At 39.0% G+C, this 12,435-nt stretch carries 5 protein-coding genes; all 5 read right to left on the bottom strand.

Annotated features, from left to right (window positions below; all coding sequences use genetic code 11):
* Position 1 precedes the first annotated feature (1 nt).
* Positions 2–721 carry a hypothetical protein gene (locus FEE95_RS20960; RefSeq protein ID WP_138660002.1) on the bottom strand — a complete coding sequence of 240 codons (720 nt, stop codon included), beginning with the start codon at positions 719–721 and terminating at the stop codon, positions 2–4.
* A 75-nt stretch (positions 722–796) separates the two neighbouring features.
* Positions 797–4,255, bottom strand: a complete 3,459-nt coding sequence (locus tag FEE95_RS20955) for a T9SS type B sorting domain-containing protein (RefSeq protein WP_171037106.1) — start codon at positions 4,253–4,255, stop codon at positions 797–799.
* Positions 4,256–4,374: 119 nt separating this feature from the next.
* Positions 4,375–4,947 carry an outer membrane protein gene (locus tag FEE95_RS20950; protein WP_138660000.1) on the bottom strand — a complete coding sequence of 191 codons (573 nt, stop codon included), beginning with the start codon at positions 4,945–4,947 and terminating at the stop codon, positions 4,375–4,377.
* 323 nt (positions 4,948–5,270) lie between these two features.
* The gene (locus tag FEE95_RS20945) at positions 5,271–5,945 is read right to left on the bottom strand and encodes a hypothetical protein (RefSeq protein WP_138659999.1); all 675 of its coding nucleotides are present in this window, start codon (positions 5,943–5,945) and stop codon (positions 5,271–5,273) included.
* Position 5,946: 1 nt separating this feature from the next.
* Entirely contained in the window at positions 5,947–12,432 is a 6,486-nt protein-coding gene (locus FEE95_RS20940; RefSeq protein ID WP_138659998.1) for an RHS repeat-associated core domain-containing protein, read from the bottom strand.
* Between the last annotated feature and the right edge of the window lie 3 nt (positions 12,433–12,435).

Raw genomic sequence — 12,435 nt, 5'->3', positions numbered from 1 at the left:
ATTATAATTTTAAAAACGATGTGGAATTGTCAAGTTTGTAGGCTTTTTTCTCCGTACCTCTTGGACAACTTTCACCGTTGGAGGACAATGCCTCTATTTGTTTTTTACCGTACTTGGTCTCACCCCAACAAAATCCAGAAACTTCATAATCGAAGACTTCCATTGTGGAAAGATTTATGAAGCTCCTATCTTGTCCCTTTAAGACTTCAAGAGTAATATTTCCATTCCTGTTATCAATCAAGGAAATCGCATCTGATTTCGTAAGCGCTGTCATGGTAGCTTTATCTGATGTTACCGCTATTTTTGTGATAATTGTATACTGATCATCATTTTCCAAATAGGTTTTCACTCCATTATTATGCGCGTAATTCAGGGCTTCTTTTATTCCAATTTTATCGGCGATTTCGACACAGAGGTATTTTGGTTTATTTGGTAGGGAATCTACGTAAGTTAATCGCGGTTTTTTTCCTTTGGCCGTTTCCATTTCCAAGTACTTTTTGAATTTCGATTTGGTGAAGGGAAATTCCATTACAGAAAGTGCAATAGGATCCTTCAAAGAAGGGGTTCCAACTTTGTGAAATGTGGAATGTACCAGTGATTTGGAATGCTTGCCTATGTCCCCAATCGAGGGCATGTGCTTCTCTTTGTTGCTCATTTCCCTAACGGGAGCGCAAGATACTATCAGCCAAGCAGATAGCAATAAGTATAGTCTAGTTTGCATAAGTAGGTTTCTTATCCTATTTAAACGAAAATAAGCCTCAAGTGTTGTATAAAAACGGTAAAAAATGGTGCTTTTTTAACGTTTCAGAGTGAAGTGTCCGGTGAAGACTTTTCCATTATCAAAAACATAACGAAACCAGTAGTCGGTGGAGGGTAATCTAAGCCCATTATAAGTGCCATTCCAGCCTCTATCGAGAGGCGAAATCTGCGCTAATAATTTACCTTGGCGATCATAGATGAACAACTGGGATTCTGGGTAGTTCTCAGCACCGATAATATTCCAAAATTCATGTCTTCCATCTCCATTTGGAGTGAAGAATTTTTGGTAGCCTAATGCGATAATATCTTTGGATAAAGTTCTGCATAAAAAGGCATCGCGCACATAAACGGTATATGCTCCAGGAAATACCTCAATTCGATTGTTATTTTGAAAATTCTCGCCGTCTACTGAATATTCGAAATCACCTGTTCCCTCCACATTTACTTCTATAATCACATTATCTGAAAAACCTTTGATCTCTGTTGTGAAATCTTCAGGTGCACCTGAGGATACCACTTGGAAATCAACCATCTTTTCGCAAACTGCTCCATTCAAGGTTTCCGTAACTGTTAGTGTATAATCTCCTAAAGCTACAATGTTGATATTTCTATTTGTAGAAAGTTCGCTTCCATTTTCATCCCGCCATGACCAACTTTCAAAATCGCCACCATCAATATCTAGTTGGGGCGTATCTGGACAAATAACATAGGTTTCATCCAACAAAGGTTGTGGTAAAGGATTTAATATGATGGAAAAAGAAGTAGTATCATAACAATCGGTTAGCCCGTTATTTTGAATTCGGGCATAAATAACTTCCTGGGGCAATGAATTGCTATGATCTTGTTTTTGTAATGGGTTTTGGTTGGCCACAGCATCGGCATCACTAGAAAAATAGGTAACCGAAAAAGTATTCGGGTCTTGTCCATTCAAAATCTCGATATCCTTGGTAGACAAATCAAAACTTAGGATTCCGGTTTCATGGATATCGCAAAGAACCATGTCCGTTGGAACATTTGCAATAGGTGTATCGAATACCTCCAAATCAAAACTATCAGTCAAAAAACAGCTTGGATTTCCAATATTCTCTATGCGATAAAAAACCGTTTGTGGACTACTGTTATTTTGAAAAATGCCAGTAATCGGGTTGATATTACCATCCGCATCGACTTGGTTTAAATAATATGATATATTGAACTGAGTTGCCGATTGACTTCCTAAAACTTCGGTGTCTTTTTGCGACAAGTCAAAACTTTGAATGCCATCATTGTTATCATCACAAACTTGCCAATCGGTTACGGTTTGTGATAGAGGTGAATCGTAAACCCGAAGACTGAAGGAGACGGTATTAAAACAGTTGGTATTACTATTGTTTTCTACTCTGGCGTAAATCGTCTCCGAATATGCCGTTGTGTTGGTATAGTTTGTTTTGTTCAAGCTATTTGAACCATTATCTGCATCTAATTGCGTGGTATGGTAACTGACACTAAAGTTAGATGGGTTCTGTGTTCCCAAAATGATAGCATCTTGAGTGGAAAGGTCAAAAGAGACGATTCCGTCATTGTCATCGTCGCAGATTTCTAAATCTGGAGGGTCTAAAGCCAAGACAGCGGCAATAACTTCTAAATTGAAACTGCCTGTTTCAAAACATTCTGGGTAGGTTGTATTTTCGATGCGAAAGAAAATTTGCTCTGGTGAAACAGTGTTTGTATAGTTTGGGCCTATGGCATTGATGTCTGCATTGGCGTCTGCTTGATTTAAATAGTACTTGACCGAAAAAGTAGTCGCACTCTGCCCATTCAATACTTCATTGTCTTTTTGGGTCAAATCAAAATCGAAAAAACCATCACCATCCGTATCACAGGCTACCCAATCTGTTACTGCGTTCAAAACTGGAGCTTCTTTGACTATCAAATCAAAGGAAGTGGTATCAAAACAGCTCGGGTTGTTCGCATTTGAAATACGGGCAAAAATGGTCTCAGTTGAATTCGTGTTGGTGTAAAGATTCAGCAATAAGTTCGTACCATTTTGCGCATCAGTCAAAGTCGGATAGTAACCAATTGAATAATCAGTCGCCAGTTGTGTACCTAGTACTTCAGTATCTTTAGTGGACAGATCAAATTCAGAGAAAGCGTTTTTGCTGCATACCTCAAAATCGCTGACGGTGTTGGCTGTTGGCACTGCATAAATCGTGATATCCTTACTTTCTGTTTTTGTCTCCAACGCAGTGGTAGCAGTTACACTCACGGTATAGGTGCCAGGAGTCGCATAGGTATGCGTTGGGTGCTCCAAAATAGAGGTGTTGCCATCACCAAAGTCCCAATTAATACTTGTTACTGCCCCACTTGTGGTCACTGAAAATTCGGTGGCGTCGCCATGGCAAAAGTTGTTTGCCAAAAGTCCTACTACGAAATAAGATTGTATAAAAGGCGGTAACCCCAGGCGGGAAAGTCTGCCCGATAATGAAACCCCATTTTGCACATAATTTGCTCCTATCCCTGCAACATTGGGGTTATTGATTACCCCCAAATGAGTTTGTTCATATTGATTTACATAAATTTTACCATCAATGCCTAATTGCAAGCCGCCCATCTGAATGGGTTGACTAGACAACATGACGGCAGAAGCTTCTATGGCAAGAGCATTGAAATTGGTCAAGTCAAACTGATATAATCTATTGTCTAAAACAGGGTAATTGACTACAATGGTACTTGCCACATATAGCTTACTACTATCTGACGAAAACTCTACTCCATATACCGAGGTGATTTTGGTTCCTGCTAATGTCGAATAGAAGCTTGATAGGTCTAAAAAATTACTGATGATACCAGTAGCCGTATCGAAATTATATAGCTGAAGATAATTTCCTGATGAACTTGCAGTAGCCAAAAACCTGCCATCGGGTGACAACTTGAGATATCCAACTGTATGTGAAGGTTGGGTTGCATTAAGCCCAATTGAAGAAACTACTGGTGCGGCGCTCACTCCAGTAGCCGTAACCAAATAGGCCACATACTCATTACCTGGGTAGCGATGGGCCAAAACCCAAATATCATTTCCATTGGCATGTACAACTGCCGTTAGCTTTTCCAAAAGTGGCGTCTCTAAAAGTATATTCTTAGTAGTTACATCACCCAAACCTCCATCCAAGGTCATATCAACAACACTATATTGAAGACCATCTGTCTCAGTGCCTTCATCTACAGTAAAAACGTAGTATACATCTGGGTTTCCTGGAGAAGGTACTATGATACCCGATTGTGTACTAGACGTATGTCCATTTAGCCCCATGCCATTTGGCATTGGGTTGTGGGCTCGATTCCAAATGGTAACACCATCTGTATAGAACAAGAGATTACCATTTACATCTGAAATCGTTGAGCACCCTTCTTGAGTCCAGAGTTGGCCATCGGTAAGCGGGACGGGTGCACCCCCATTAAAATCAAGGCCCGCATATTGACCAAAATACCAGTTTGCCGCTTCGTTTTGGGCATTCATATTGCCAATGCTAAAAAGTAGCACTAGTATAAGGCAGGTATTTTTCAAAGTTTGGGACATTGAAAATCAGGTATAGTTCAATACAGATATTATGGTTTATCTTTTCTACAAAATGAATTTTAGAACCTGACCCCAACGCCCACTTTAACGAGGCTGCCACGGTTGTTAAAATTTTCATTATTCACAAAACTGCTGCTACGATCAATATTGGCCCAATCATACTGGGCAATTACGAAAATAGAACTGGTGATGTCATAAGACGCCCCGATGTTTAGTATAAGGCCCTCATAATTTCGCTTTATTGTATCAAAACCGGCACCGGTAGTATCTAATGTGGAATTGAATTTGTTAATACCATAGCCAAGACCAGCTATAGGTCTAAAGGTCCCATCTCGGCCAAGTAAAAATTCGCCAAAAACTCTTGGGTAAATTAATGTTCCACTATACTTCTCTCCTTCAATTCCTGGGTTTGGTATTCCTATGAAACTGGCATTCGCCGAAACACCGAACCGTACGACCTCGAGATTCACAAAACTATATTGAAGACCAACATCAATGTAGCCGGTATAGTCGTTAAGAAAATTGTCTCCAATGGTCAAAGGATAGGAAAGGGTTGCGCTCAATTTTGAGTCTTGAGCAAGAATATTTGAGCCAACAAAAAGTAACACTAATACAAGGGCTAATTTTTTCATGATTTTAGAAATTTGGTTTGTAGTTATTTTCGTATTAATACAACGCTTTTTGAAAGAAAACCTTGCCTCAAACCAGCTGTTTTTTGATGTGTTTGGGTTATTCTCTGTGGTTTTTGAAAACAAAAATTGGGTGATAGCAAATAGTAAGATTATTTGTAGGGGTTGACCAATACTTAAAAATGTAAAACCCAAAGAAAATCTAAGGTGATTTTAAATGCGTTATATTTTCTAGGAATTTTCATAATGATAACCATTATAATAATTCATGTTTGCAGGCAATTCCAAATGACTGTTAACGAAGAATCAGTGCATTTAAGTAAATACTAAATTTTGGTAACACATAAATTATCAAAGTCATTTTTGTTTACTCGGATATAATAGTTTGCAGATGTTGCTTTGGAATAACCTTTGTATAATAAGTATTTTTTCCTCTGTTTAACAAAAGAAAAATCATTCATATTATAATTAAACAATTTTAATCTTAAAAACTGAATGAACGAATCTGGGTTATTCATATCCAAGTCGAAATCATTACTTATTTTTGTTAGGTAAAAATACCCGGATACATAAATAATACTCTTTTCTTTTCTATTAATACCTATTAACATTCTTCTAGATAATTGATCGACCTTCGGTTTGGAGTCAAAATATTCTTTACTGTTATTCACAATCTCTATTTCTCCATCGCTCCCAATACGTGAAAATTCGTAGTTGAAATTTGTTACTTCAAACAGATCTATATTAGGATTAGGATACCTTAATGGTATATTTGAAACATCCAATAACAAATCTTCACCTTTTTCAGGAAAAAGACGTAAAAGTTCAGTTTTAATTCTTGTAGAATTATCACCATGTTCTACTAATTTGAAATCTGTTCTTATTCGATAAGCTAAAACATTTTTCTTTAACTCAGAAATAAGCACGCTATCTGGTATCTTTTGAGAGAAAATTGCATTTGACACTATACCAAACCAAATTATTAACAAAATCGTTTTCATATTAAAAATCTCTAGGGCTGATGACCGTAGTCGGTGTGGCATCGTTACCTTGTTCTCTAAATATTGCATGTTCACCATTCGGGTTTCCTCTGGAGTGACCTCTCCAATAAAAATCCTCCGGTTCGATTAATGACCAAAGAAAGCCCAACCAGTCATTATCAATGCCAAATTCAATATGACCGAGTTCATGTGCAAGTATTTGCATTGTCATTCCAAAATTCTCGTCCAAGGTAAGCTCTGCACTTGTAATTAAAGATTCTGGGTCGTTGTCAAAAATTTTCTTTGCGTCCGCTGTTGAAATTCGCTGTCCTATGGCATGCTTTCCGCTCTTTTTATAATACATGAAATCTGGCTCTGTAGGGATTTTGGTAAAAACTATATTGCCATATCGATTTCGATACATATGGTCTTTAGTCTTTCTATGAAATGGCATAATTCGGTATCTATCTTTAACATTTGACTTCCCAAAATTTCTTTCAAGAGAAGATTCTCCTTGCTTTCTTAATGTACCCGCAGCTCCTAAATTCAAATCATCTACTTTAATACTTATTACAATCGAACTACTATGTAATTTCTGATAGAGAACTGGATAGGCAATCATGAATTGATTTACCACCGCCTGGGCTCTTGCATCAGTTACTATAATAATATCTCCCTTTTTATCTACATGATTTATTGGATTATTTCCAATTCCAAGATACGGAGAATAAAATTCATCCTCAGGGTCAGGGCTAATCCATCTTCCTATACTGCTATCCCACAACCTTAAATCGAAGGACTCTTTACCAGTTTCAATATCTTTTTCTTGTCCTTGAAAGGAATATCTATAATCACTAATTAAATTTCGCCCAGGCATCGAACCTCCAAAGGGATAATAATCAGAAGCAGAACGGGGAATGGCATCTGTATTTGATTTCATAAATGTAGCACGTACATTACCCAAATAATCCTTTATTTCATAAACGCTGGTATCATCTTGCTTATAATAAACACCAATTCGGTTATTCCCGTAAATAGGTTGTTCAACGAGTGTGTTTTCCGTATAAATGGCTAAAATTGAACCCGCAATATCTCGAACATAATTTGTAGTTTTGGCTATATCAAAACCATTGGGCAAATAAGATTCTTTTCTAACCCTTTGAAATCTATCGTTGTAATAAAACTTTACCAAATTTAAGTTATTCCTTTTAATTCCTATCAGAAGCCTATTTGAGTTATATTGATATGTTAGGTTTGCTGCTTTATTTTCTATTAATTGTCCAATACTATTGTAAACATAGTTTTGAGAATCTAACTGTGTTTCGAAGTCTTCTGCATTTGGCACATCACCATCGATATCAACAACCTGTTCTAGTTGATTAGTTTTTGTCTTATAATTGTAACTTAAGTCGTCCATCGCGTTTCCAGCACCATCGGAGCCTTTCTTCCTTCTCAGACTTAAGATATTGCCGTTGGCATCATAAGTCAGATTGGAGACATCATAATCACCTTCCATAATAGTAGTACCTCCTGCATCTTGCGTGATTCTAGCCGAAAACATACTGCCATCTTTGGCATGAAAACCTTCTCCTCCGTCATCTGCTAAAAGTGTGATGCTTTGACTCGCCTTTAAATCAAGAGTTTGATTATTTTCAACTACGGCAATTGATGTAACTATAGGCTCAGTTGTATCGCCCAAATCGCCATTACCATCAAAATCAGCACTTAGCAGCCAATTATTACGATTGTACTCGTATGCATACATTAGTTCGTTAGTCATACCTGGTATCGCGTCATTTTTCCAACGTACACCCTTAATATCACCATTCAACCTATCTGTGCCATATGTAGGAGAGGTTACGCTAGATACATCTCGTTTGTAATCATCGGAATGGTAATCGATTTGCATCCCGAATAAGTCGTTGGAATCTTTTGAAGGGTCATTATTGGAATCTAAGCTTGGATGGTTTATGCCCTTAATTAATCCGTTTAAATTATATATGTAATCAACACCTTGCACACCGTCAGCAAGCTCAGTGCGTTTGAGAGACCCATTTTCATAATATGAGTGATTAGCGTTTAAAATAAAAGTGCTATCATCCGTGGATGTTTCAACGGTGACGAGCTTGTCTGCCTCATTATAATTGTATCGGTGGATAAACCTTTCTGACGGGACATGCTTCTGATAGTAAATCTTGTAAATTTGTCCAGATATTGGATAATATTCATAATCAATTGTTTTGACCCCTAAGCCATCAATTTGTTGAATCACCCATTCTATCCGCCCATATATGTCATAACTATACCATGTACTGGAACTTGCATTTGTTTGAACTGTGTAAGTTTTACTTACATTACCGCTAAGAAACTTTTGAACAGGATAATTACTAGTTCCTATACCTTCAACAGACAAGGCATTGTGGAGTGCAGACGTATCGAGCTTATCATAAAGGGTAAATTTTTGCTCTTTACAACTAGCATTTGCTAGACCGTCCGTATCAAGGTTAATATCATCTAATTCGTTTTCTATTATGGAGTTTGAATTAACAAATGTGATTGAATCCTCAATGTAGACTCCACTTTCGACAAGACGCCCTGCAGAATCATAATTGAAATATGAAAATTCAGAATCGCTATAATCACCATCATCGTTTGGGTCTTTTTGCTTACTATCTTGAGAAAATCGGATTTGTCCATTCTCTCGGTATTTAAACTGGGTACTACCTTCATCTGGACTTGAAATCTCAATTAATTGGCCGAGAGCATCATAAATATATGTAGATACTGGTTTTTCAGCTATTATTGATGCTAACGGTTGGTAGGATTTAACTAGACGATCCGCTTCATCATAGACATTCAAGCTATAATCATAATAATTAACCTTATAACTGACATATATGCTGCCTTTGATAAAGTTAATCATATCATTGACTGCGACTCGATAAAAACCATTACTTAAATTTACAGTACCGTCAGTTTCTTTCTGCTCAGTAATTAAATTATAAATAGTTACCTCGCTAGGATTACTTACAGTAAAACCTGTAATTCCTTCCGGAATATGTATATCTATAAATCCCTGCTCTGGAATGTCGACATTTAACAAAGGTGATTCAGCACCCTCAGGTCCACTTCTTGCGGTTGCTAACAGTTTACCATCGGAATCGGTAAACTCAACATTTTCTACTCCATGAACATCACGAGAAATAGTTTTAGTAATTTCAAAGTCGCTGTATTTAACATCTCCGAATGCAGGTGTAAGCGACAATTCGTCCGAAGCTTTCATTGAGAAGGCATACTTTTGAGACCATTCTCCATTAATCTTATTACCGCCAACAATTCTCAACATCTTTCCTGGATTAAGGTCGCTATAAATACTCTTTGTGAATGGAAAATTCGTTACATCTTGAAACCCTTCACGAATGTTATTTTCACTGTAGTACCACCCCAAAGTTGCACTGGCTATGTTGTTAGGTACTTCATCGGCATCACCTACTGGTAAAGGTTCTTCTCTGTTGACCCCGTCGTAGTCGTCTAAAGCATAATCAGTAACATTATCAGCTTTTTTGATAAAACCTTCCTTAAACTCAAAATTACTACCTGGCTTTATCGGTGCCGAAAGTGTCTGCAAAGCAACAAATCCAAATTCATCATATAAGGTGGCAGAAGTCCAAATAGAATCTGACTTAATATCCCAGGCTTGAACCTGTTCTAATTTTCCAATTTCATCAAAGTAAAACTTGCTCCCTACAGTCAAATTTTCCCCTATATCATATGTCAAAGTCGTTACTGTATTCCTATTCTCTGGTGCCGTACCCGGTGGGCAACCCTGATTTTCCAAAGTTCCTGCCTCAAACGGACATAAATCGTTATTGTTTTTTACAAAACTGTAAGTTTCATCTGTTGGGGCATCACAACCACCTCTTGGCACTGCAGTGGCATCGCCTTGACCATCGCCATCTTGATCAGGGTACCATTCCATATCCAAACATGATGTCTGACTTATTCTAAACAAACCTAAGAATTCATCATTATCCAGTTTATAAATACCGATATAGGCAATTCGTGATTGTCCCGTATTATTATCTTGTGTGGTAAAATTGAACGTACTATTACCTACAGGTGCGTAGCTAAGCCAAGTTGACCATTCGGGAGTATCATTAGGGTTATTATAGTCTTTTAAGGTTATTTCACCAGCACAACCCAGCGGATCAAAAACGATTTGAATAGCCTTTGTATCGCTAGAAATTGGATAGTCAATATCAGTAGCTAAAGGTATATCAGTACCATCAACTCTAATTGTAGTCAAATCACATGTCGGAAATACGGGTGGGCCTGTCTGGTTAGCTCCTAGTATTCCTACCTGAATGCCATTAATAGCTACTCTACTTCCGGTTCCTCTGGAGCTACTACCATTGACCGAAACGAATTGCTCTACTTCAATGGCCATACTATTGGTTGCCGAATTGAAGGTGAATGTGGCCCACTCGTCAATAGGGTCTAAAAAGGTGATTTCATAAGGCTGTGTACAACTACCATTGGGAAAAACCAATTCGGCGTATGCGATGCCTCCAGCTTCTTGAAAAGAAAACTCTACTGGAACGTAATTGCCTGCTGGCGGTGGGTCATTGCTACCTGAAGGCCTAAAATATCCATCAGCACAATCTGGATCACAACCATTGGTTCCTGTTCCTGGAGCCGGTTGCAGCGGACACTGATCTGGTCCTTGAGGGGTGTTGGTCCAATTTCCAGCAGGCTGGGTACAAGATTGTTGTGTTGCCCCTCCTGGGTCTTCGTAGTTATCACCGTCAGTATCGGCATACCAGATGTCTGGCTCAGTCACCACTATAAGTCTTGATAGGGTTGTAGTAGTGCCACATTCGCTGGTAATCTCTACTGCTGCAATAGCGGTACCTGAAAAACTGGCAGGCCAATTAATGGTGGCCGAAGTACCGGAACCGTTAATCGTTGAGCTACCCGCATTGGTAAGCGTCCAACTATAGGTGTTGGCACTAGAACCTCCAGTCACATTGAGTGTGGAGGTACCTGTTTGTCTACATCTTGTACCAGGGTCGCTCAATACAGGATTACCAAGATTTGCTTTCTCGATTATAGGTAATGACCCATAAGTAATTGAGCAGTTGAGACCTGTCGATTTTGTGGCCCGAACCGAGTATGTACCACCCGAACTGACGTCCCAAGAAGTTCCACCTGGTTGCCCATTGGAGTCAGTAGTAACTTCAAATCCAGTGAAGATTCCATCTTTGAGTAGCTCATATCGCACACTGCTTTGCAATGGCCCTAAGCTTAGCATGACCTGATCCCCTGTACAGAATTCATTCATATTTGCTTGTAGGCCCGGGGTTGAAATCAAATCAAAACTTACACTTTTATTAATATTCGTCGTAGTTCCACACTCGGAAGTTGCTGTCAATCGAATGGTCGCAGTGCTAGTGGATCCATTCCAGGTCACAAGACCGGTGCTTGAATTTATGGTAGCAGGTCCTCCATTTAATATTGACCAGACATAGGTATTTGTACCATTGTTGCCTGAAATATTGAAATCGGTTTGAGCGGTACCTGAGCATAATTGGCTCGGCCCATTAATTGAAGGGTTCCCTAGCCCTGCATTCTCGTCAATGACCAAAGTTCCCCAAGTGTTAGAACAACCTAGACCACCTAACTGTGTCCCGCGAACAGAATAAGTCCCTCCAGAAAAAACATCCCAAGAGATTCCTCCAGGTTGTCCGTTGGAATTGGTAGTAACCTCTTGACCTGTTACTGTTCCATTTCTAAGCAACTGATATCTGACGCTACTTTGCAATGGTCCCATGGTAAGCGTTGCTTGTTCCCCGCTACAGATTTCATTGAGATTGGTCTGCAGGCTTGGGGTTGAAACCCCTACCACCGAGACGTTTCTTGAAGCTGTTGAGGTACTATTATTCGGCCCGTTTGCTGTAACTTGTACAATGGCAGTACCAATATAACTACTGTTCCATGTGACAGTTCCACTACTATTTATAGTTCCCGCGCCTGGTGTAAGGGTCCACGAATAACTCGATGCATTCGTTGCCGAGGCATTAAAATCCGAGGTGCCACTTCCACTACATCTTTGAGTTGGACCAGAGGTAATACTTACCTGACCTACAGTCACTTGTCCTGCTGCTTGGGAAACTGAAAATACACCTATTTGAGAACCATTTTTAACCAATTGAACGGTACCGGTACGAGCTCCTTGGGTATTTGCAGAAGCTATTACGGTAACAGATGTTGTTCCATTTGCAAAAGCTGAAACCCAAGATGGTTTTGATCCTATTTGCCACTCGTAGGTGGATCCATCGGAACAGCCTCCTTGAACCGCTGAATTTTGCGTGCCTCCTGAAGCTGGGAATGACAAGTTTGTCCCAGCTGCAAAACAACCACCTCCTTGTGCATTTATTTCACTCGAAATTCCGAGAAACATAGCAAGGACTATGATGATTCTTATTTTGGTGTGATTAGATAACTTCATCGT

The organism is Maribacter algarum (ex Zhang et al. 2020) (genome assembly GCF_005885635.1).
GTDB lineage: Bacteria > Bacteroidota > Bacteroidia > Flavobacteriales > Flavobacteriaceae > Maribacter_C > Maribacter_C algarum.
This window is presented reverse-complemented; position numbering and strand designations above follow the sequence as displayed.

What these genes read in the sequence shown, in the direction of transcription:
- FEE95_RS20960 (WP_138660002.1), bottom strand. Translation starts at nt 721, where the DNA reads ATGCAAACTAGACTATACTTATTGCTATCTGCTTGGCTGATAGTATCT.
- FEE95_RS20955 (WP_171037106.1), bottom strand. Translation starts at nt 4,255, where the DNA reads ATGAATGCCCAAAACGAAGCGGCAAACTGGTATTTTGGTCAATATGCG.
- FEE95_RS20950 (WP_138660000.1), bottom strand. Translation starts at nt 4,947, where the DNA reads ATGAAAAAATTAGCCCTTGTATTAGTGTTACTTTTTGTTGGCTCAAAT.
- FEE95_RS20945 (WP_138659999.1), bottom strand. Translation starts at nt 5,945, where the DNA reads ATGAAAACGATTTTGTTAATAATTTGGTTTGGTATAGTGTCAAATGCA.
- FEE95_RS20940 (WP_138659998.1), bottom strand. Translation starts at nt 12,432, where the DNA reads ATGAAGTTATCTAATCACACCAAAATAAGAATCATCATAGTCCTTGCT.